We start from the raw sequence: 22,879 nt of genomic DNA on the forward strand, positions 1-22,879 counted from the left end.
GTCGCCTCCTTATTGCGTCATGGTTCCACCGGCAGGTGGTTGTGGTTGGATCCCCGCGGTTTGCACTTCCGATTGTAGTTGGGAAAGCAGGATTTCGTAATGCTGTTGGTGTATACGTCCGACCCGGTCGATCAGCTGGCGGACTTGAGGGTCCTGAGCTTCCTGAGCGAAATGATGACATTTCTTCATCGCCAACAGTTCCCAAGACAGCTCATCCTTCAAATAATGCAGATCTTTGCTGGACAATGGCATCTTCCTTCATCCCTTCCCATTCTTCTGATGGTCTCATTGTTTGAAAAAAAGGAAGGGAATATGCATGGCCCATGTTAAAACCCGGGATTCATGAGGTGATGATTTGGTATAATCCTAGCAGGATCAAAGCGCTGCCACTGATATATTGAAGCCACGGGCCGGGGTGAAAAATCCGGCGGACCCGGGCGCCCAGCATACAGCCCGCCCAGAGAAGAATACCGCTGAATCCGCCTAAAACCAGGCCGAAGAAAGTGGGGGCGTAACCGAGCAGCCCGCCGGTCAATCCGATCCCGAGGTTGTTCAAAGACAACCCCAGGGCCAAAAACCACCATTCCTTTTCCAACAGGGTGGCGTAACGGGTGATGCGGACCCGGGCGGCCCAGTACGATCGCAGGCCGATAATCAGCATGGTGAAACCTGCCATCCACCCCAGCAAAAAACCGGGGAGAACGGGACGTAACCAGGAACTGAGCCAATCGGCAGTACCCGAAGCGAATCCTCCTATGACGGCCACCAACAACAGTGCCGCATACGGAATCTGCTTGTTACCCAAACCGTATGTGATGCCTACTCCGACATTGTCCACATTGGCGGCGAATGAAAGCGCGATTAACGGCAATAACGGATGCATTTTACGTTCACCTGACACTTTTTTGAGGATATGACACCCTATGTCGCTGACGATGAAAGAGAAACGGCGGAAATCAACGGGCACGGGGTTTTTCGGGCAGTGGTTTAGCCCAGATCAAGATATGCCCAGAAGGAGGAGTTTCAGTCATGATTTATGACGTCAATACGGAAAGAATCGAACGGCAGTTGACCTATCTGCAAACCTGCATCGACGTGATCGCCCGCATCGACGAACACCCCAAGGAGAAGTGGATACAAGACCCTATTCGCGTGTTTGCTCTGTCCCGTGCCTATCATATCGCGGTGGAATGCATCATCGACGTGGGTAGTCTGCTGATCGACGGATTTGTTATGCGCGATCCCGGTGGGTATCTGGATATCGTGGACATTTTGACTGACGAAGAGGTAATTCCTGCGGAACAGGCGGATACGATGAAAGCGCTGGTTCTCTTCCGGGATCGATTGGTCCGCCATTACGACACGTTGGCACCTGCGGACTTGGCGGTGCATCTGGATAAACGGGAGATCATGGCTTCCTTCATCCACTGGGTGCGTTCGTATTTGACGCGGGAACTGGGGGAAAGTTACTGATAAAAACAGGAGTCGTCAACATTGGACCGTATCGAGGAAATGCCCATAAACAGATTATTGACCGAGATGGCGATGAAAACGTTCCCCAGTCCCAAAGCGGGGAGTTCGTTGGCCCTCACATTAGCGATGGCATGTGCATTGTTGGAACTGGTGATTGCAGATCGGGGCGAGGAAAGGGCGGTGCCGCCGGGAAGAGATTGGCACAGCGATGTGCTGCATGTGCGCGAATGGCGTAGGGATGCACTGTTACTCGGAGAGGCGGACATGAGCGAAGTGATCCGTCTGTTCCGAGACCATCCTGGAACAGCGGAAGCCAATCCCTTAAGTTCGCCTACACCGGTTGCCCGTTTGCAGGCACTTGCCGAGACCGTTATGGAGACGGGGATTCCATACTTGGACCATGCGGGGGACAAAAAAAGCGACGTTGTCACCGTCCTTCTACAGGCGCGAGCGGTATGGCTGGGCGCGCATCATATCCGATGTTACAACCGGAATAAAACGATGGAAGCCCCTCTTACGAAGAGTGTCCGTTTGACAAAGGTAAGGCTTTGGGACGAGAGATTGGAAATGGCCATGCAAACAATAGAAATGACCAGTAAGGATACATAATGGTTTCGGAAATTGATGAAACCGGGTAGAATAATGGGAGAGGAAGGTGAGGCCCAATGACCTCCACTCGGGAGCAGATATTGCATCTGCTCAAAACGGATGGACCGATGACGGTCAGTGATTTGGCTGAAAAACTGGACATCACGGAGATGGCGGTACGGCGCCACCTCAACACGTTGGAACGGGATCAGATGATTGGTTCCCGTCTGTTGCGCCAGGCGATGGGGCGTCCGACCAGCCAATTTTATCTGACAGATAAAGCGGATGAATATTTCCCAAAAAACTATCATACCTTTGCACTCAGTCTGTTGGAGGACATCGAGGAGACGGAAGGTCCGGAAGCAGTTGAGCGGTTGTTTGAACGGCGCAAGGACCGTTTGACAAAAGAGTTTCAAGATGCTTTTCGGGGTAAAACGTGGGAGGAGCAGGTCAAAACACTCGCTAAACTGCAGGATGAAAAGGGCTATATGGTTCGGCTGGAAAAGCGGTCAGACGGTTCCTACGAGTTGACGGAGCTCAACTGTCCGATCGCGCAGGTGGCAAATCGGTACCAACAGGCTTGCGCTTGTGAAATCGGGTGGTTCCGCAATATGTTGGATGCGGATGTGGATCGGACAGAATGCAAGGCCAAAGGCGGGCAACATTGTGTCTATGTGATCAAGCCCAAAAACAATTGATTGAGCAGGCCGTGTCTGATCCATATCGTCCGGATCGTTTAGAGGAAATTGCCCGCAGTGGGGTTCCTGCGTTTCGGGAACTTCGCTCGGCGGCCTTGGGAAAAGTCACTTACATGCGATGATCAGAGATGCCCTGGTTCGGACACAACTTGGTCTTAACGGCATTGAGCCGTTCTTTTTTTGCACTGCGGGACAATCCTGCAATACAATGAAATCAATCGGGCGTTTTGTGGAATCAGGAGGGAAACCATATGTCTCAATGGTACGAAGAAAGTTTCGGGGAAGATTACCTGCTGGTGTATCGCCATCGCAGTAAATCATCCGCAAAAAAAGAAGTGCGGGCGATCACCCGGTGGTTGGACCTGAGACCGGGTCAACACGTATTGGATTTGTGTTGCGGCACGGGACGTCACTCCATCGCGCTGGCAGAGGAGGGATTGCACGTCTCAGGAATCGATTTGTCCGAGACACTGTTGAAACACGCACGGGAAGAATCAGCAGGTCGGAACATTCGGTATGTTCGCGGCGACATGCGGGAATTGCCCTTTGAAGACGGGTCTTTTGACGTGGTCGTTAACTTGTTTACTTCCTTTGGTTATTTTGAAACGGATGCGGACAACCAAAAGGTATTGCACGAAATCGCACGTGTACTACGGTCTGGCGGCGCGTTTCTGATTGATTTTCTCAATCGTCAATCGGTGCAATCTCGCTTGGTTCCTGTCAGTGAGCGGGAGCAAAACGGTTTGCACATCCGGGAGGAACGTCGCATTGACGGTGATTTCGTACGGAAAACGATCACCATCACGGCTCCTGACGGGCATCGCCGTCAATACCATGAACGCGTCAAAATGTACACGTATGAACAAATGCGGGATATGCTGGCACAATCCGGTTTGCGGGTGGAGGATGCCAAGGGGGATTTTGAAGGCAATCCGTATACGTCGGAAAGTCCGCGCATGATTTTGATGGGACGTGGTAACTGATGAAAACCTATCAGGCCTATCTACTGGATTTGGACGGCACACTGTACCGCGGGAAGGAAGTGATTCCGGGAGCGCTGGAATTTGTACGCTGGTTAAAAGACAGCGGCCGTGATTTCCTTTATTTTACAAACAACTCATCCCGTACTCCGGAACAAGTGGCGGAAAAACTGAGAGCGTTTGGATTTCCGGCGGAGCCGGATCAGGTGATGACGTCATCGATCGCCACCGCCCGCTTTTTGCAGGAGCAATTGAAGGGAACGGCGCAATCCGTCTATGCCATCGGCGAAGTGGGTTTGATCACGGCTCTGCGTGAAGCCGGTTTCCGTTTCGATGAAGACCGGCCCGATGCAGTCGTGGTCGGCATCGACCGGGATTTTCACTATGAAAAAATGAAAAAGGCTTGTTTGGCGATTCGCAATGGCGCCCGGTTCATCGGAACCAACGGAGATAAAGCGTTGCCGACGGAAGAAGGACTGTTGCCCGGCAACGGATCATTGTGTGCGGCGATCGCGACTGCCACAGGGGTCGACCCCGTCTTTGTTGGAAAACCCGAGCCGTTTATGGTTCATTACGCACTGGAACGATTGGGAAGCAAACCGGAAGAAACGTTGGTGGTGGGAGACAATCTGATGACTGACATCCAGGCAGGAGCGGTCGGCGGAATCGACACGCTGCTGGTTTATACCGGTGTTACCACCCGGGAACAAACGGCGGCATCCGATATCCGGCCAACCTATGAAGTGGACAACCTGCTGCAATGGATACAGAAGGAGGCAGCCAGCCGATGAACAAATGGGAGGATATCACGCAAGTTTCTCTGCCGTTGCCGTTCGCGTTGAAAATCATTCACGCGTATGTGGTGACAGGGACTGACGGGATTACATTGATTGACACAGGACTTCACATCGGGGAAGACTTGGATACTTGGGAACAAGCACGGCAGGAAATGGGATGGGAATGGAAAGATGTAGAAAAAATCGTGCTGACGCATTATCATCCGGATCATTACGGGTTGGCCGGCACATTGCAGAAAAAGACAGGAGCACCCGTATACATGTCCAAGACGGATGCCGAGCAGGCCTTGCTGTTTTGGCGGGAGGACAGCGATCAGCCGGAAACGATGGCGCGATTTTACGCCAAACACGGTTTGGATGAAGAATGGGTGAAGCAGATGCCCGATCACCTGCGCAATTTCCGTCGATGGGTGGAACCTCACCCGCAACCGACTTATATTGCCGGTGGAGAGACGGTTCGTTTGGGAAACAGGAGCTATGAAGTACTGCATACCCCCGGACATGCTGACGGCCACCTCAGTTTCTACGATCCGGAACGAGAATGGTTGATCGGCGGCGATTTTCTGCTTCCCAAAATTACACCCAACATCAGTCTGTGGCCCGGATGTGATCCCAATCCGTTGCGGTCGTATCTGACCACGTTGGACCGTATGAACGATCTGCCGGTGAAGAAAGTGTTCCCTTCTCACGGACCCGTATTTGATCATTACCGGAAACGAATCGAAGAGCTGAAAGCGCACCATGCCGCACGACTGAATGAAATGCTGGAATTTGTGAAAGAAGGTCCGAAAACAGCGAAAGAGGTGTGTGATTTTATCTTCGGCTCCAATCTGTCCATCCATAATCTCCGCTTTGCCCTGTCGGAAACCTTGGCCCATTTGGAATATCTGCGGGATGAAGGGATGCTGCAGTTGGCGGAGGAAAAAGGCCGGTTTTACTACATGCATGCTTGATGTGAGCTAGGTGGGAAACGATTGGGCCGCGGCTCCGATCGGGCACTGGGTGCCCGTGGATGACCGCGGCTTGTTTACAACGGTCCGTTATGATCGATCGAGCGACTGGAGAAGATGGGGAGTGGAATCGGGTGATACAAGATAACGACCATATCCTTTATTTCTCAAATACCCTTCCGTGAGGCGTTTGACCTGGACCGGAGCGGACAACCAATAACCGCATACCACCCATTCCTCGCGGTTCACGCCCGAATGACCCGCTTCTCCGGCCAGTTCTTCCACCTGTTCTTTGATTGCACGCTTGACCTCGGCTCGTTCCAGCGAGGGAACGGGACTGACCAATTCATTGAGCAAATCTCTGGCATGATCGGACCATTTCATTTTCCACACTCCTTTGAAACATGCCCTCAAGATTGTCCGGCAAGCTTGTTTTTCACAGTGTACACGGAAGCTTTCCATTTTATGATCTTGTCGGCTGAAGGCATGAATCCAGACGAATCAGGGAGGGAGTTGTATTGACATCACATCAGCCCCGCGTTGCGCTGATCGCGGGAGGTTCACGCGGTTTGGGACGAATGGCGGCAGTGGAGTTGGCTTGTGCCGGGTGGGATCTCATGATCAACTACCGTCAGGGAGGGGAAGAGGCAAACCGGTTGGTCCATCATCTCAGAGAGTACGGCAGACAGGTGGAAGCGGTACAGGCAGATGTCAGCCAGCGGACGGAAGTGGCTCGATTGGTTGAACGGACTGTGACGAGGTTTGGCCGTGTCGATGCCCTCGTACACGCAGTAGGACCGTTTGTGCGTGAACGTCGCCGTTTTGCCGACTATTCGGTCGAAGAAATTGAACAACTGATTGACGGCAACTTCCGCAGTGCGGTCATGATCATTCATGCCGTCTTGCCTCACATGAGACGCAATCAGTTCGGACGGATCATTTTGTTTGGTTTTGGGCGAGCGGGAGAAGCCCCTGCTTGGCCGGACCGTACCATTTATGCAGCGGCGAAAACGGCATTGGTTTCATTTACCAAGTCGTTGGCTGTGGAAGAAGCACCCTATGGGATTACGGTCAATATGGTTTGCCCGGGTGACATAGTAGGAGACAACAAGGAAAAGACGATTCAGGATGTCCGAAGGTTGTCAGATAAGGAAACCCCATTGGGACGGCCAGGCTCGGGTGAGGATGTGTCACGGGTGATCCGCTTTTTGTGCGAGGCGGATTCTGATTTCGTAACCGGAAACGTGATCAACATTACCGGTGGGTTGGACGTGATCCATCCCGTCTCCAAGGCGCCGCTGGAATGAAATATAGGCACATTCCCTCGCGTTTGTACATAGAGTGTGACAGATAACAAGAAATGACGAGGGGACATTCCATGGCAGACATCCGGGATGATGTGAGGGAATGGACAGGCGAACCACGGTTGGATGTATTACTGGAGCATTATTACGGTCTGCAGTTGCAATCCGCTCAACCTTATGCCGGTGTTTTGAAGGTGGAGACGGACAAAGGAGCTTATGCCATCAAACGTTTTCGCAAAGGGGAAGAGGCTACCTGGACACTGGTCGAACAGGTTGCCGAACACGTCAAGCAGGCGGGATACATCATTCCTGTGCCGACTCTGACTCAACAAGGAAAACGACATTTCCCCGGCTTTGCCCACCGGTATATGATATTGCCATGGCAAGATGGGCAACAGATGGAGAAGTGGGACCGCGACGGATGGTTGCAAGTGAGTCGGCATTTGGCTCTGTTTCATACGGCCACGAGGGATTGGGAATCGGAAGTGGATGGAGCAACCTGTCTTCATTTGGGTAAATGGACGGAGTTGTGGAGAGAAAGCCGTAGACAGATGGCCATTTTCCAAATGGCTGCCGATTTGGCGGGGGAACGGCAGGAGATGGATGAACTGTGGTTGAACCACAGCATTTATGCGGACACGATGGTGGACAATGCCGTTCAATACTTGGAACAAGCAGGCGGAGACCGTCTTTGTTTGGAAACGTCTGAACATGGCAAGGTATGTCACGGCAACTTGCATCGCCGCAATGTGCTGCGCACCGCCGAAGGCGTCCAGTTGATCGATTGGCGTCATCTGATAGTGGACGTTCGGGCAAGAGATTTGGCACAATGGCTGATCTACGCGTATGGACGAACCGGAAAACCGGAAATCGTCGTGCCATTATTACGGGCATACCAGTCGGTTTCTCCGTTGAAGGAAGAAGAGTACCAACTTGTCTACGCACAATTTCTGTTTCCTCACCGCATCTCCCATGTCTTGTACCAAACCTATGACCGCCAAAAATACACTACTCGTCAGGCGGAGGCTCATTTGAACCAAGCAGTGACAGTGGAAGAGAAAAAGTTGATGTTGATTCGCCGTTTCCCTGATTTGATACGGGAAGCGTTTGGTGTGACGGTGCCCAAGGTGGATTGGTTGTGAAAAACGGGCCTTCCACAGAAGCGATGTTTTCGCTTCCATTGGAGGCCCGTTTGCACAGCCGATTGTCAGATGCGGTCCAACAGCGATTGCCCTTTCTGTTGGTTGAGTTCCACTTGAACTTGGTACATTTGTTCAATCGTTTTGCTGAACTGCTCGCGATCCACTTGCTCCCAACAACGGGACAGCAGAAAGAGCGCATCGTATTGCAGTTGCTTGTACCCGTATTTTTCGGTGAGAGAAAGGGCTTCTTCCAGATACGGAATCGCTTGCTGGAATTGTTGTTGTTTTTGTTTGCATTCGCCCATCACGAGCAGTGCACCGACCAGGCGCAAAGCATCGTTGAGCGAGCGGCCCAACTCGATGGCTTGTGACAGCGCTTCTTCCGCTTCTTCCCATTTCTCCTGCAACATGTACAAGGTGCCCAAATCGGAGTAAGCGGATACGAAAACGGCTTCATCTTCGAATGTGCCTTTCAAAGACAAGGCTGTACGGTAACAAATCTCTGCCTTTTTCCACTCTTTCTTGGCCATGTAGACGCTTCCCAAAGCGGACCACAAATCAAATGAGCGGTCGAATTGCTTGTTGATGCGGGCGATTTCCAACCCTTCTTGTGCATAGCGGATCGCCTCATCGTACATACCGGAACGGCGCAGCAGAACAGCCCGCAGTTCATACAGGTACAGGATGACAGAGATGTTTTGAATCTCGGGAAGATGGTTCCACAGTTCTTGTACAGCGCGAAGTGCCTCTTCGTAGCGCCCGGCTTTTTCCAGGTACGCCGCTTTGTTGGTCATCAGAATATATTTGTAATAGCGGCGCCCTTGGTCGGGAAGAAAGGCTTCAATGCCGTTTTCTGTGTAGCGGATGGCCTGTTCCAGATTGTTTTGGTAGTAACTGCACAGTGCCAACTCGTTGAAGCTGGCCGCTTCGATGTTTTCCCGTTTTCCTTCCTCGCTTTGGTCCGCGAGACGAATGGCGTTGGAGAATTCCCGTTCCGCACGTTTCCAATTGCGGCGGTGTTTTTGGTATTTCCCCCGCAGGTAATAGTAATAGGCGGCAAACGGGTGCGCGTCATCCAAATCCAGTCCGCGTAATTGATCCCAAAGGCCTTCGGTTACACCCAAATCCAACTTGGATTCGATGGATTGCAGGGTGAGCCAAAGGTCTTGCATTTTTTGTTGTTCGTCTTTTAACAACTCAGGCAACTGGTTGATGTCCAGACCCAGTTTTTCCATCAAATAATGAATCTTTGTCGGACTGACATGGGGAACACCCCGTTCAATATTGCTGACCGTCGCGGGAGAGATATTCTCGTCCGCGAGATCTTCCAATCGAAGGCCGCGCTCTTTACGTACTTTTCTTATAACTTCTCCAATCTCGCTCATCTCGATCGGATTCATCTTGGTCCACCTCACGTTTCTACTGACATTTTTCTTTTAAGTGTATCATACTTTGTTTTTTTGGGATTGGATATAGCGTTATTTAATATTTTTCTATTTCAACCACATTGTGGATTTTAATCAAAAATCCTTATGACTTTTTTACTAACTGTATTCATCATAAACGCTTTACAGAAAGAAAGCAAAAGAAAATCATCTTTTATTCGAGGATAAATTTACCAAATGAAACAAAAGAGATCTGTATGTCTATTCTAGGCAAACAAAATGGATGAAATACTCCTCAGGGTTCAACAGTGTGATTGTTTCCAATGGACGATACAGCAATTACTCCTTTTATGGAATGTATCATGAAAATGATGGATGTGCAAAATATAAAAAATGGCGAGAACTGAGGAGAAATCATAGATAAAAGAAAAATTTCTATCAATGAATTGTGAGATGAAAAAAATAAATCGATGATGTTTTCTGCAAGGAAGATAATTGTCTTTCTCATATATACAAATTTATAATATTTGGATGATATGGGCATTTATTCTTTCTGATACGACCATCTATTCGCGGGAGAGAAAATACTTGTAAAATATGAACTTAAGCCAAAATTGCCAACGTAAAAACACAGTTGCCATCCAAGGGTCATTTCGTGTTAAGATGGACATTGGGAATGGACTCTAAATATTTTCTGATGATTAAAACTCTCAAAAGGTGGTGTAAAAGTGAATAAAGGGTCTGGTAAACCATCGTTTGTTCCGTATGTCCCGGCTTCACGTTCATTGCCGGAACTGACGGTGGTCGCACTTGTGTTGGGTATTATTTTGGCAATTGTGTTTGGTGCGGCCAACGCGTATTTGGGGTTGAAAATCGGATTAACAGTGAGTGCATCGGTTCCGGCGGCCGTGATTTCGATGGCCATCTTGCGCGGACTGTTCCGCCGGGAGTCGATTTTGGAAAACAACATTGTTCAAACCATGACCACGGCAGGGGAAGCGGTTGCTGCAGGTGCAATTTTTACCTTGCCCGCATTGTACCTGTGGAAGTTGAACCCCAGCCAAGTTATGATTTCCTTTATCGTGTTGACGGGCGGATTTTTGGGTGTGCTGATGATGATCCCGCTCCGTCGCCTGTTGATTGTCAATGAGCATGAAACGCTTCCTTATCCGGAAGGAACGGCGTGTGCAGAGGTGTTGAAGTCCGGCGAGACGGGCGGGCGCAATGCACGACTTGTTTTTGCCGGATTCGGCATCGGTGCATTGGTCAAAGCGTTGGGAGACGGTTTTTCGCTGTTTAAAACGGAAATTGAAACACAAGTGGCCAAATTTAAAAATGCTGTTATCGGGATGGATACCTTCCCGGCGCTGTTGGGTGTGGGATACATCATTGGTCCACGCATTGCCGGACAAATGCTGGCAGGGGGCCTGCTGGCATGGATTGTGCTGATTCCGGCGATTTCTTTCTTCGGGGCAGGGAGCACGCAGCCGATCCTGCCTGCGGCAGATCCGATCAGCAAAATGGATGCATGGACCATTTGGAAAGAATACATCCGGTATATCGGTGCCGGTGCGGTGGCGGCCGGCGGTTTGATCACGCTGGTGAAAACATTGCCGATCTTGTACAGCTCCATCCGTGACACGGTACGGGGCATTCGGGCCAACCGCAACGGCGAAACGGTCGCTATTGAACGGACGGATCGCGATATTCCGATGACCTATGTGATCCTCGGCATTCTTGCGCTGATCCTGGTGATCGCGTTTGTGCCGGTCACCGATGTGGGGATCGTCGGTGCGATCGCCATTGCTATTTTCGGTTTCCTGTTCGTCACCGTAGCATCCCGGATTGTGGGGATCGTCGGAAGCTCCTCTTCTCCGGTATCGGGGATGACCATCGCTACATTGATCATCGTGACCGTGGTCTTCAAATCTATCGGTGTCACTGGACAAGCAGGTATGGTGGCCTCCTTGGTTGTGGCGGCGATCATCTGCACGGCGTTGGCTGTGGCAGGTGACATTTCACAAGACCTGAAGACCGGTTACCTGGTCGGGGGGACCCCGTGGAAACAGCAATTGGCGATGATGGTCGGGGTGTTGGCTTCCGGTCTGGTGATCGGATTTGTGTTGATCGTGTTGAACGCCTCCTATGGTCTGGGGTCTGCCGCTTTGCCGGCACCAAAAGCCGTGCTGATGAAAGTGATCATTGAAGGAATGATGGCGGGGAACCTCCCGTGGGATCTGATCTTCATCGGCGTGGCGCTGGCTGTGACGATCGAATTTATGGGTCTGAACTCCTTGGTTGTGGCCGTGGGCGTGTACCTGCCGGTGCATGTCAGTGTTCCGATCATGGTGGGCGGCATTGTCCGCTGGTTGGTCGACTTCTTTACCAAGGATGACAAACTGCGTGAATCCCGGCACGAAACGGGCACCTTGTTCGCTTCCGGCTTGATCGCGGGTGAATCGCTGGCCGGTGTCATCATCGCGATCCTGATCTGGTTGAACGTGAAATCGCCCGAAGCGACGCCGAAATTCGACAGCCAGTTGTTGCCGTTGGCAGTATTCGTGCTGACCGCTTTGCTGCTGTGGTGGGTGGCCGGACGTGCGAAACTGCAAGCGGCAGTGGCAGGAGCCGTAACCACGCATTCTCCGGAAAACACTCAAACCGAACCGGCAGAAAAAGTGGTGGAAAAAGCGGATGCGGCTGAAGAGAAACAAAGCCAACCTGCAACCGATGAACAGCAGGCTGGAGCGGAAGGACAAGAAGAGAGCAACGACGACAACAAGAAAGGGAACGAATGACGCGTGTTCGGTTTTCGCCGAAATCGATCCAAACAAAACCTGTTGGAGATGACTCCGCAACTGAAAACGCACCTGCACTTGGAACGGGAGGAAGGGGCGACTTCAGCCGCCCTCATCCTGCCGCGCACGAGCTGGCTGGAGCGCCTGTCGGTCAAATACTTGAAACAACCTGCTGCCATACGCGTTCAACTGGATGCATTGGGCACATTTGTGCTTTCACATTGCAACGGACGGTATACGGTTCGGGAAATTGCTGACAGGGTGCGCGAGCGGTTCGGGGAAGAAGCTGAACCGTTGTTACCGCGGCTGATCAAATTTATGCAGATTGTGGAGGCCAACGGATGGATTGTTTGGCGAGAGCGTTGAGACGCTCCTTGAGGCTTTTAAAAACCCAGCGGTTTTTCCGCTGGGTTTTTTAATAGCTCCTCCAGCCTCCCATTTATGGAAAACTGGATGGTGTTTTAGTCTTACATCGATACTGCCGCTTTTTCCTGGACTTTCTCTTGTTTGCTCGCTTGGATGTACTCGGTTTCCCATGCGCTTTTGATCCCCCAGAAATAGAAGAGCAGGGAAGACACAGCGATCAACACCATGTCGATACCATACGGAATCATATTGATACCGCCGAATCGGTCACTGCCCAAATAAGAGATCGAAGTCATATAGGCTAGGTACACAATCATCCATAAGCCTGCCTTCAGCTGCTGGGCAAAACCGGCCCAACCCGCTTTGGCTTGATAATAGAAGTAGATCGGCAAGCCCAACAACATGATGAAAATCACTTCGCCCGTCAACGGCCAAGTCGCCCAATACAGGATCAATGACGCCAAGATGAACGCAATCGGTGCTATAAAACTCATGCCTTTCAATTTGAGTGGGCGGTTCAGATGCGGGCCTGTACGGCGCAACGCCATGACCGAAATCGGCCCCGTCACGTACGAAATCAGCGTTGCGACGGAAATCACCTCAGCCAAAGAGCCCCATCCGCGGAAAAAGAACAAAAAGACAAACGAAATCACCAAGTTGAAACACATGGCCGCACGCGGCACTCCGTAAAGCGGGTGAATGGAACCAAAAATGCCCGGCATATATCCGTTTTCCTTCATGCCGTAAATCATCCGCGCGGTGGTGGCGGTATAAGTGATCCCCGTGCCTGATGGCGAAACGAACGCGTCAGCAAACAGAAGCAGCGCCAGCCAGTTCAGGTTAAGTGCGATCGCCAAATCGGCAAACGGCGAGTTCAGGTTGATGTTGGCCCAACCTTTGGCGGCTTGTTCAGGAGAGATCGCGCCGATAAAAGCGACCTGCAGCAACACGTAGATCAAGCCGGCAATCAGGATCGATCCGATCACCGCAATTGGAATGGAGCGGCTCGGGTTTTTCGCTTCCCCCGCCAGGTTGACCGGGCTTTGGAATCCATTGAACGCAAAAACCACACCCGAAGTGGCGATTGCCGTCAACACTCCGGACCATCCGTAAGGGGTGAACCCGCCGTGGTCCGTGAAATTTCCGCTGTGGAAACCGGAAACGATCAAGCCCAATGCCGTCAAAGTGGGGACGATGATCTTGAACACGGTGATGGCGTTGTTTGCCACGGCAAACAGACGAACGGTCCAGTAGTTCAACAAGAAGTAAACAATAACAAATATGCCGGCCAGGAGCAGCCCTATCGGCGACAATTCTTTTCCGTCATACAGACTGCGAGCCCATTCCCACGGCCAGGAGCTCATATACTGAACGGAAGCGATCGCTTCCACGGGAATCGCCGTCACGATCGCGATCCAGTTGGCCCAACCGGAAATGAAGCCGACAAAGGAACCGTGCGAATATTGGGCATAACGCACCATTCCGCCCGTTTGCGGAAACATCGCTCCCAACTCTGCGTACGTCAAACCGATGAACATAATCGCAATCATGCCCAAAATCCAGGCAAAAACCGCTGCCGGTCCGGCAACCGACGCCGCTTTCCACGCACCGAACAACCAGCCGGAGCCGATGATGGAACCCAGACCCGTCATCATCAGGGCAAATGTTCCCAAATCTTTTTTTATGTTTTTTTCAGACACTGAATCACTTCCTTTCCTAGGGGTTGAAGATGCGTTCATGATGCAGCACTAACCGGAAGGGGTAACACTGGATGAAGCTTATGTTGAACAATATAACATAAATCAGCTATCTCTTTATCTTAGGATTTATTAACAAATATTTTCATAATCTAGCTCTTATATTGTTGTCTTTCCGGGATTTTTTTGTTAATTGCGTAAACGATAGTGTCCCATGAGGGAATTTTTTCCTTTGAATTTTATCCCCCAAACGCGTTAATATACTAAACAGGTTGAGAGACATGGTCTGATCCGACTGAATTGCAGGGCTATTTCGTGTACTGGATGGTGTGGGGAGGAATTTTCATTGGATCTGTTTCGAAGAAAAAGTGTCCGTACACTGATTGATAACAGTCGACAAAGCAAAGGGCTGAGAAGGGAACTGAAGGTGTGGGATCTCACCCTGCTCGGCATCGGGGCCATCATCGGCACCGGTATTTTTGTGTTGACCGGTACGGGTGCGCTGAAAGCAGGCCCCGGATTGATGTTGTCATTTGTCATCGCCGGACTGGCCTGTGCATTTTCCGCTTTGGCGTATGCGGAGTTCGCTTCCACGGTTCCCGTGTCCGGTTCGGTGTACACATACAGCTATGTCACTTTGGGCGAACTGGCTGCTTGGATCATCGGTTGGGATTTGGTGTTGGAATATATGCTCGCCGTCAGCGCCGTCTCATCCGGCTGGTCCGGTTACTTCCAGTCACTGCTCGGCGGATTCGGATTGAATTTGCCTGACGCTTTGAGGGCGGCCCCCGGGGCCATTCCCGGAAAGACGACGCTGTTCAACCTGCCCGCCTTTTTGATCGTCATGCTGATCACGCTGCTGTTGTCCCGTGGCATCAAAGAGTCCAAGCGGGTCAACAACGTGATGGTGCTGGTTAAAATCGGTGTGATCCTGCTGTTTGTTTTGATCGGCGTATTTTACATAAAGCCGGCCAACTGGCAACCGTTCGCACCTTTTGGAGCCAAAGGCATCTTCGCCGCTGCGGCAATTGTCTTTTTTACTTACCTGGGATTTGATGCGGTGAGTGCTGCGGCTGAGGAAGCGCGTGATCCGGCACGCACGTTGCCGCGGGGATTGTTGTATTCACTGGGAATTTGCACAATGTTGTACATGGTGGTTTCCGCCATTATGACCGGGATCGTGCGTTATCCACTTTTCAAAGGGCATGAAGACCATCCGGTCTCGCTGGCCCTGCAGATCGCCGGCCAAAAATGGTTTGCCGCATTTATCGACATCGGTGCCATCGTGGGCATGACGACAGTGATGCTGGTGGCACTTTACGCCCAAACCCGCGTGGCATTCGCCATGTCACGAGACGGTCTGTTGCCCAAATGGTTTTCCCGTGTACACGAAAAATACCGTACCCCTTACAATGTCACCTGGGTGTTGGGCATCGTCGCGGGACTGATCGGCGCGTTGGTGCCGATCAGACAAATCGCCGAATTGGTCAACATCGGAACCTTGTTCGCATTCATCATTGTGTCCATCAGTGTGATCGTTCTGCGTAAATCCCAGCCCAATCTTCCGAGGGGATTCCGTTGCCCGGCCGTCCCGTTCGTTCCAGCGGTGTCGATCGTGCTATGCGCTTTCCTGATGTCCCAACTGATGTGGATCACTTGGGCGGCGTTTCTGATCTGGCTCACAATAGGATTGATCATTTACTTCACTTATTCCCGCAAGCATTCCGCGCTGAATGCATCCAAAGCGCAATAAGCAAAACCTCTAGGTTGTTGAAAACGTGATGAAAAGCGAAAGCCGTTTCCCGCCTATGCTCCGTAACCTGTCAGGCTGGAGCCGATTGGTTGGGAAACGGCATTTACATTGTCAGCAGTATTTTGACGTGTTGCGATGTTCCTTTTTTATCCAATCGGGACTTGAGAGCGAACCGTATGCTACCATGAAACATATACCCCCACCAAAAGGAGCGAGACATTCATGAGCGTACCGGTGGAGTTTTGCCTGACGAATATGTGCAACGGTTCCGAGTCTGTCTACTATCGGTTGCAACGCCATCCGGACGTACGTGTGTATGCCTTTCAGTGCTTGGGCAATTGCCAACGTTGCGCAAAGAAGTTGTATGCCGTCGTCGGCGACGAAATTGTTGAGGGAGATTCACCGAATCAGCTGTACCGCAACATCATCCGCTTGATCGAATCAAATATAAACGAGCGCAAACGATAGGGTGGTATCGACCAATCCCGCCATCAAAAACGCGGGAACGATCCATTCCAACCTTTTGGTGCGTTCTGAATCTGTTTCCTCACCCCAATCTTCTAATTCCGGTGGCTGCAGCCACTTTCGCAAACTACGGACAAACAAGGAAAAAAATCCACCACGAATGACATAGGCACTTCCGGATACCATGAGAAAACCGAGTCCGAACAAAAAGAGTCCATTGATCCACTCCAACTTTTGAGTATGTGAAATAAGCGCCACAATCAACCATGATCCGATCATGAGAATCAAACTCCACTGCCAGGGACGCATTCGATGCATGCCAATCCTCCTTAAGTATAGAAATTTATAAAAGTTTTTTATTTCTCTTCTTTTAAACAAGCCGGATCCTTATGGCAACGATAAGGATTTGAGAGAAGAAAATATAGGAAGTTAAAGATTATACATTTCGTCTCTTTTCTGATGTGCTGCATTCTATTATTATAATAAAGGATATTTTTCTTGCCGTGTTTGAACCAGCAGACAGAGGTTATTGTTTAAATTATCTGCAAAAAATCGCCATTATCCCTCTTTGTTCCAGGAGATGTGAAGGAGGTCTACTGATGAGACGGAAGGTGTATGCCTTGGCGGCAGTGTTGTTCACGGTCAGCTGGGTGTTGTCCGCTTGCAGTCTCTCCGGCAACACAGCCCAAGGCGGCCCCAATGAACCGCAAGTGTTGAACCTCGTCGTGGAGACGGAACCACCCAACTTGGACAGTGCCAAAGCATCTGACGGTACATCCATCACACTGTTGAACAATGTGATGGAAGGATTGATGCGCCTGGACAAGGATAACAAACCGGTTCCCGCGATGGCGGTGGATTACCCTGAGATCAGCCCGGACAAAAAAACCTATACGTTCAAAATCCGTGATGCCAAATGGTCCGATGGGGAACCGGTGAAGGCGCAGGATTTTGAATATGCGTGGAAACGGGCGCTTGACCCAAAGACCAAATCGGATTACGCCTACATTTTGTACCCCATTAAAAATGCCGAGGAGTACAATCAGGGGAAAGTCAGTGCGAATGAAGTGGGAGTCAAGGCACTCGATGACACCACCCTGCAGGTCAAGTTGAAAGAGCCGATCCCGTATTTCCTCAGCTTGACGGCGTTTCCTACGTACTTTCCGCAACGGGAGGACATCGTCGAAAAGTACGGCAGCCAGTATGCCAAAGAATCGGAAAATATGGTGTACAATGGTCCCTTTGTGCTTTCGCGTTGGGAGCATGATCAAGGCTTTCAATATCGGAAAAACGAGGAGTATTGGGATAAAAACAACGTGTATCTGACCGAGGTTAACGTCAAGATTCTTCCGGATGCCACGCAGGCAATGAGCTTATACACATCAGGCCAAGTGGATGTCGCACCGTTGGATGACAATTTGGTGGAAGTGTTTAAAAACAACAAAGAGTACTTGCCCGTGACACGCGGGATCACCTATTTCATCATTTTCAACACGGATGATGCGTTCCTTGCCAACGAAAATATCCGTAAGGCGATCAACTTGGCGATCGATCGTGACGACCTTGTGAAGGATGTACTGAAAAACGGATCGGAACCTGCGGGCGGAATTGTGCCGCCATCGATTCTGGGTTACAACAACCAATCATTCCGTGACCAATCACCGGCACAACCGGAGTATGATCCGGCCTTAGCCAAGCAATATTTTGAAAAAGGTTTGCAGGAACTGGGCCTTTCCGCTCCTCCGTCAGATCTCACCCTCATGGTCTATGACGACGACCGCAAAAAGGTAGCCTTGGCCATTCAGGAGCAGTTGGAAACCAATCTGGGTCTGAAAGTGGTCATCGACCCGAAGCCGGTCAAGCAAAAATTGAACCTGGAAAAAAAGGGTTATTTCGAAATGTCGATCGGTCGTTGGGTGGGGGATTACAACGATCCGATGACGTTCCTGGATGTCTGGAAGTCGGACAGCGCGGTCAACTTCGGGGATTGGAAAAACCCCGATTTCGATCAGCTGATCGATCGGTCCAAAAAGACCACCGACTATCAAGAACGGAACGAGAATTTGATCAAAGCGGAAAAAGAACTGATCGATAATGCAGCGATCGCGCCGTTGTACTACGAATCTCAATCGTTCGTGCAAAAAACGTATGTCCATGATCTAGTTCGCCACCCGGTCGGTCCGGATTACTCCTTGAAATGGGCATATATCAAAGGCAAAGCGAAACAGTAACGCCTGAGGACAGACTTTCTCGACAGGAAGGCAAGTAATCTACACTGCCTTCCTTTTTTTTGCAATTTAACAGTGAAAAATTTCCTCTTTCAAAAAGGGACAATGTGACGATAATATATAATTGGACATCTAACCATCCTGGATCAGGATGAATTTTTATAAAATTAAAATCCATCCAGATTGACAGGAAGGTGATGGATCGAGTTTTGTAGAGGAGATTTCGTTTATCCTGGTAAAACATCAGTGCGTGGGAGGGATGGCCTTTCTGTGGCGTAGCCACCTTTGGGGAGTACATAGGAGTACATATAGGTTTAGCCGAGTCCCCATTGTAAAATGCCGACTATCCAGTGGACTCCGTTATCCACGGACACAATCGTCACCGGTCATCCAGACAATACTATCGCTGCATAAGCCAACAGTCTTTCTCCTTATGTTTGACATTTTACAAAATAGGCGGAAGTAAGTTATGTTAAAAAGGGATTGAATAACTGTTAACAGAATATGAATTGCAGAGTGAAAATAGGATCTAGTAGAGTAAATAGAGGGAACCTTTCCTCTATATTGAATCTCAGGGTTAATGGCTGTTTCCAGCCTTAACTATATTAATCATCAGAATATGCTCAAGGGGGTAAAGAGATGAAAAAGCGCTTTTATTTGTCCCTGGTCATTTTGCTTGTGGCCAGCATGCTGCTTTCCGCATGCGGCGGCGTTCAGCAAAACACCGGTGCTTCCGGCAATGTGCTGACCGTACGTTCGGATGGTGAACCGCCGAACCTGGACAGTGCGATCTCCACGGACAACATTTCGTTCAACCTGTTGAACGCGGTGATGGAAGGTCTCATGCGTCTGGACAAAAACAACAAACCGCAACCGGCGATGGCTGAGAGCTACACGATCAGCCCGGACAAAAAGACCTACACGTTCAAACTGCGTGACGCCAAATGGAGCGACGGGAAGCCGGTTCGCGCCCAAGACTTCGAATATGCGTGGAAACGGGCGTTGGCGCCTGAAACCGCTTCTGAATACGCTTATATCTTGTACCCGATTCTGAACGCGGAGAAATACAACACCGGCAAAGCGAAAGCAGAAGATGTCGGTGTTAAGGCGCTGGACGACAAAACCTTGCAAGTGAAACTGGAAGCGCCGTCTCCGTACTTCTTGGGACTGACTTCATTTGCCACCTATTATCCGCAACGGAAGGACATTGTGGAAAAATACGGAAAAGAATATGCGCTGGAGCCGAACAAAATGGTCTACAACGGACCGTTTGTTTTGGCCAGCTGGCAACACAACGAAAGTTACACCCTGAAGAAAAACCCGAACTACTGGGATAAGGCAACCGTCAAACTGGACGGCATCAACTTCAAAATCGTGAAGGAAGTATCGTCTGCGATCAACCTGTACAACACCAACAACCTTGATGTGGTACCGAGACTCAGCCAAGAGTATGTGGATGCGTATAAATCCAAGCCGGACTTCAAACGGGTGCCCGAGGCTGTGACCAGCTATTTGGAATTTAACATGAAAAAAGAGAAAGTTTTGCGTAATGTGAAGATCCGCAAGGCAATCCAAATGGGCATCGACACCAACATCTTGGCCAACAACATCACGAAGGATGGCAAGCCGGCCACCGGGTTTGTCCCGCCGACCCTGCAAGGCGGAAACGGCAAGCTCTACCGTGAGCAAGCGCCAGCCTTTGTGAAATTCAACAAAGACGAAGCCAAAAAGTTGCTGGCGGAAGGCTTGAAGGAAGAAGGTCTCAGCCAATTCCCGACGATGGAATTGCTGGGTGATGACACGGATGTGGCGAAAAAAGCGCTGCAATACATCAAAGAACAACTGCGCACCAATCTGGGCATCAATGTCAATATCCGTTCGGTTCCGTTCAAAGAGCGTCTGGAACGCTCCAAAAACGGCAACTTCCAAATCGTATTGTCCCGCTGGGGTGCTGACTATGACGACGCCATGACCTTCTTGGATCTGTTCGTGACGAACGGTGGCTTCAACCGCGGCGGATACAGCAACCCGAAATTTGATGAGCTGATCAAAAAGGCCAAAATGAACCCGGACTTTAACCAGCGTCTGCAGCAAATGGTGGAAGCCGAGAAAATCCTGGTGCAGGACGATGCCGGTATCGCACCGCTGTACTGGCGTGATCGTCTGAACCTGGAGCGGCCGAACGTTAAAGGTCTGGTGCATCATCCGTTCGGAGCCGATGACGACTTCAAATGGGTAACGTTGGACAAGTGAGGAAATCAAGTTCCAAAGTGATAATCCGGTAGAACAAATGGAAGGTATATGTTCGCTTGGAACATATACCTTCCTCCATGCTTGCTAACATCCATGTTTTTGTAGAAAAAGGAAGTGAGAGGATGGGTCGTTATATCCTGCAGCGGTCGATCTATATGATTGTCACGCTATGGGTCATCATTACCTTTACTTTCTTTCTCATGCATTTCATGCCCGGTTCTCCTTTACAGAACGAAGAGCGCATTCCGCCCAAATTGAAGGAGACGATCATGAAAGAGTACGGGCTCGACCAGCCGTTGCCTGTACAATATGTGCAATTCTTGGGCAATTTGTTTCAGGGTGATTTGGGCAAATCATTCCAATATAATGGTCGGGACGTAACTGAATTGATTTTCCAAGGGTTCCCGGCTTCTGCTCAAGTGGGGATTCAGGCTGTGATCTTCGGCATTGTGATCGGGCTGACCCTGGGTGTCATCGCCGCATTGCGGCGGGGAAGTTGGGCGGACAACCTGGCCACCGTGGTGGCGGTGTTGGGGGTGTCGGTTCCCAGCTTCTTGTTGGCGGGGATACTCTCTTTTTATGTCGGCGTAAAATTGCTTTGGTTGCCACCGGCAGGGTGGGGTACATGGCAACATACGATTCTGCCTTCACTGGCTTTATCCGGTTTGGTCATCGCGCAGATGTCCCGCTATATCCGCACGGAAATGCTGGAAGTGTTGGGTCAGGACTACATGAAGACGGCCAAGGCCAAGGGGTTGAGCCGGGCTACGGTCGTGTTCCGTCATGCCCTTCGTAACGCGCTGATCCCGGCTGTGACCATTTTGGGGCCGCTCACGATCAATATCATCACCGGTTCGCTCGTGATCGAGCAAATCTTCGGTATTCCCGGCATGGCGTGGCTGTTCGTGCAATCGATTCAAGTCAATGACTACCCCGCCATCATGGGTGTCACCATTTTCTACAGTGTGCTGATCATCGTCAGCATTTTCGTGGTGGATATCTTGTACGGCATTATCGACCCGCGGATTCGGATAGCCGGTGCGAAGGAGTGAGTCACATGGAAGCGACCAAACAACTCAACCAGGATTTATCCCCGGAGATGTTTCAACCCGGTGAAGTGAGTCCGGAGGAGAGAAACGGGCTGTCCTCCAAACACGTCGGGTACTGGACCGATGTGTGGCGCCGTTTTCGCTCCAACAAAGGGGCCATCATCGGTTTCACCATTTTGTTGGTGGTCGGTTTTCTGGCCCTGTTTGGACAGCATTTCGTTCCGTATGATTATCAGACTATGAACTATACCATTCAGAACAAGGAACCGTTCGGCAATCACTATTTCGGGACGGACAACTTCGGACGCGATCTGTGGGCCCGGACTTGGTACGGCGCGCGCATCTCCTTGACCATCGCCTTTTTGGCCGTGTTGATCGACATGACGATCGGTGTGACGTTCGGCGCGATTTCCGGATATTTCGGCGGCAAAGTGGACACCGTCATGCAGCGGATTTTGGAAGTGATGTACTGTATTCCGCAACTGATCATCCTCATTTTGATGATGCTGTATTTTGAGCCCGGTATCGTGCCAATCGCGATTGCGATGGGAATTACCGGATGGGTGCCGATGGCGCGGATCGTTCGCGCGCAGGTGATGAGGCTGAAGGAGCAGGAGTTCGTATTGGCCGCGCGGACGCTGGGTGCGAGCCACGGGCGGTTGCTGTTGAAGCACCTGTTGCCCAACGTGATGGGGCCCATTATCGTGGCGGTCACGTTCTCCATTCCGCAAGCGATTTTCTTTGAGGCCTTCCTCAGCTTTATCGGTTTGGGGATCAATCCTCCGGCGGCCAGCTTGGGGATGTTGGTGAACGACGGCTTCAGAAACCTGCAATTGTTCCCGTATCAAGTGTTTTATCCGGGATTGGTCTTGGCCCTGATCATGTTGAGCTTCAACTTGTTGGGTGACGGATTGCGCGACGCGTTGGATCCGAAACTGCGTCGATAGGAGGAT

The 22,879-nt window shown here is 50.7% G+C and carries 22 protein-coding genes; 16 read left to right on the top strand and 6 right to left on the bottom strand.

The window, feature by feature from the left end:
• Positions 1-9 precede the first annotated feature (9 nt).
• Positions 10-252, bottom strand: a complete 243-nt coding sequence (locus KI215_RS03430; protein ID WP_212774183.1) for a hypothetical protein — start codon at positions 250-252, stop codon at positions 10-12.
• Positions 253-340: 88 nt separating this feature from the next.
• Positions 341-883 carry a manganese efflux pump gene (locus KI215_RS03435; protein WP_212774184.1) on the bottom strand — a complete coding sequence of 181 codons (543 nt, stop codon included), beginning with the start codon at positions 881-883 and terminating at the stop codon, positions 341-343.
• Between the two features lie 146 nt (positions 884-1,029).
• On the opposite strand from KI215_RS03435, the gene KI215_RS03440 reads away from it, so the two are divergent.
• From KI215_RS03440 to KI215_RS03465, 6 genes are all read left to right on the top strand, one after another.
• Entirely contained in the window at positions 1,030-1,473 is a 444-nt protein-coding gene (locus KI215_RS03440) for a DUF86 domain-containing protein (protein WP_212774185.1), read from the top strand.
• Positions 1,474-1,494: 21 nt separating this feature from the next.
• Positions 1,495-2,082 (top strand): hypothetical protein, encoded by a 588-nt coding sequence (locus KI215_RS03445; protein ID WP_212774186.1) that lies wholly within the window; start codon positions 1,495-1,497, stop codon positions 2,080-2,082.
• Between the two features lie 56 nt (positions 2,083-2,138).
• Positions 2,139-2,759 (top strand): helix-turn-helix transcriptional regulator, encoded by a 621-nt coding sequence (locus KI215_RS03450; RefSeq protein WP_212774187.1) that lies wholly within the window; start codon positions 2,139-2,141, stop codon positions 2,757-2,759.
• Positions 2,760-3,010: 251 nt separating this feature from the next.
• The gene (locus KI215_RS03455; RefSeq protein WP_212774188.1) at positions 3,011-3,742 is read left to right on the top strand and encodes a class I SAM-dependent methyltransferase; all 732 of its coding nucleotides are present in this window, start codon (positions 3,011-3,013) and stop codon (positions 3,740-3,742) included.
• Positions 3,742-4,530, top strand: a complete 789-nt coding sequence (locus KI215_RS03460) for a TIGR01457 family HAD-type hydrolase (protein ID WP_212774189.1) — start codon at positions 3,742-3,744, stop codon at positions 4,528-4,530. Before KI215_RS03455 ends, KI215_RS03460 begins: the two co-directional genes overlap by 1 nt.
• A complete protein-coding gene (locus KI215_RS03465) occupies positions 4,527-5,489 on the top strand; it encodes an MBL fold metallo-hydrolase (RefSeq protein WP_212774190.1) in 963 nt (320 codons plus the stop codon). The genes KI215_RS03460 and KI215_RS03465 overlap by 4 nt, the downstream gene beginning before the upstream one ends.
• 87 nt (positions 5,490-5,576) lie before the next feature.
• On the opposite strand, the gene KI215_RS03470 is transcribed toward KI215_RS03465, so the two are convergent.
• Entirely contained in the window at positions 5,577-5,870 is a 294-nt protein-coding gene (locus KI215_RS03470) for a DUF2621 family protein (RefSeq protein ID WP_212774191.1), read from the bottom strand.
• Between the two features lie 134 nt (positions 5,871-6,004).
• On the opposite strand from KI215_RS03470, the gene KI215_RS03475 reads away from it, so the two are divergent.
• Together KI215_RS03475 and KI215_RS03480 are read left to right on the top strand one after the other, a co-directional pair.
• The gene (locus tag KI215_RS03475; RefSeq protein ID WP_212774192.1) at positions 6,005-6,793 is read left to right on the top strand and encodes an SDR family oxidoreductase; all 789 of its coding nucleotides are present in this window, start codon (positions 6,005-6,007) and stop codon (positions 6,791-6,793) included.
• Between the two features lie 71 nt (positions 6,794-6,864).
• The gene (locus KI215_RS03480) at positions 6,865-7,932 is read left to right on the top strand and encodes a phosphotransferase (RefSeq protein ID WP_212774193.1); all 1,068 of its coding nucleotides are present in this window, start codon (positions 6,865-6,867) and stop codon (positions 7,930-7,932) included.
• Between the two features lie 65 nt (positions 7,933-7,997).
• Here KI215_RS03480 and KI215_RS03485 read toward each other — a convergent pair whose 3' ends face one another.
• The gene (locus KI215_RS03485; protein WP_212774194.1) at positions 7,998-9,332 is read right to left on the bottom strand and encodes a tetratricopeptide repeat protein; all 1,335 of its coding nucleotides are present in this window, start codon (positions 9,330-9,332) and stop codon (positions 7,998-8,000) included.
• Between the two features lie 713 nt (positions 9,333-10,045).
• Here KI215_RS03485 and KI215_RS03490 point away from each other — a divergent pair.
• Positions 10,046-12,115 carry an OPT family oligopeptide transporter gene (locus tag KI215_RS03490; RefSeq protein ID WP_212774195.1) on the top strand — a complete coding sequence of 690 codons (2,070 nt, stop codon included), beginning with the start codon at positions 10,046-10,048 and terminating at the stop codon, positions 12,113-12,115.
• Between the two features lie 3 nt (positions 12,116-12,118).
• On the top strand, positions 12,119-12,481 hold the full coding sequence (locus KI215_RS03495) for a PqqD family protein (RefSeq protein WP_246512184.1): 363 nt from the start codon (positions 12,119-12,121) through the stop codon (positions 12,479-12,481).
• 101 nt (positions 12,482-12,582) lie between these two features.
• Here the strand turns inward: KI215_RS03495 and KI215_RS03500 are convergent, their stop codons facing one another.
• Positions 12,583-14,136, bottom strand: a complete 1,554-nt coding sequence (locus tag KI215_RS03500; protein WP_246512269.1) for an APC family permease — start codon at positions 14,134-14,136, stop codon at positions 12,583-12,585.
• A gap of 388 nt (positions 14,137-14,524) precedes the next feature.
• Here KI215_RS03500 and KI215_RS03505 point away from each other — a divergent pair, with 388 nt between their 5' ends.
• Complete coding sequence (locus KI215_RS03505; protein WP_212774197.1) at positions 14,525-15,931, top strand: branched-chain amino acid transporter BcaP; 1,407 nt, start codon at positions 14,525-14,527, stop codon at positions 15,929-15,931.
• 222 nt (positions 15,932-16,153) lie between these two features.
• Complete coding sequence (locus KI215_RS03510; protein WP_212774198.1) at positions 16,154-16,399, top strand: DUF1450 domain-containing protein; 246 nt, start codon at positions 16,154-16,156, stop codon at positions 16,397-16,399.
• Here KI215_RS03510 and KI215_RS03515 read toward each other — a convergent pair.
• Positions 16,373-16,714: a DUF3899 domain-containing protein gene (locus KI215_RS03515; protein WP_212774199.1), complete on the bottom strand. Its 342-nt coding sequence runs from the start codon at positions 16,712-16,714 to the stop codon at positions 16,373-16,375. The two genes, KI215_RS03510 and KI215_RS03515, sit on opposite strands and share 27 nt — an antisense overlap.
• Before the next feature lie 281 nt (positions 16,715-16,995).
• Here KI215_RS03515 and KI215_RS03520 point away from each other — a divergent pair, with 281 nt between their 5' ends.
• The 4 genes from KI215_RS03520 (at position 16,996) to KI215_RS03535 (ending at position 22,873) form a co-directional block, all read left to right on the top strand.
• Positions 16,996-18,627, top strand: coding sequence for a peptide ABC transporter substrate-binding protein (locus KI215_RS03520; RefSeq protein WP_212774200.1), 1,632 nt, complete (start codon positions 16,996-16,998; stop codon positions 18,625-18,627).
• Positions 18,628-19,263: 636 nt separating this feature from the next.
• A complete protein-coding gene (locus KI215_RS03525) occupies positions 19,264-20,877 on the top strand; it encodes a peptide ABC transporter substrate-binding protein (RefSeq protein ID WP_212774201.1) in 1,614 nt (537 codons plus the stop codon).
• 122 nt (positions 20,878-20,999) lie between these two features.
• Positions 21,000-21,929, top strand: a complete 930-nt coding sequence (locus KI215_RS03530) for an ABC transporter permease (protein WP_212774202.1) — start codon at positions 21,000-21,002, stop codon at positions 21,927-21,929.
• Between the two features lie 5 nt (positions 21,930-21,934).
• Positions 21,935-22,873, top strand: coding sequence for an ABC transporter permease (locus KI215_RS03535; RefSeq protein WP_212774203.1), 939 nt, complete (start codon positions 21,935-21,937; stop codon positions 22,871-22,873).
• Positions 22,874-22,879: the final 6 nt, after the last annotated feature.

It is taken from the genome of Polycladomyces abyssicola (assembly GCF_018326425.1).
GTDB lineage: Bacteria > Bacillota > Bacilli > Thermoactinomycetales > JIR-001 > Polycladomyces > Polycladomyces abyssicola.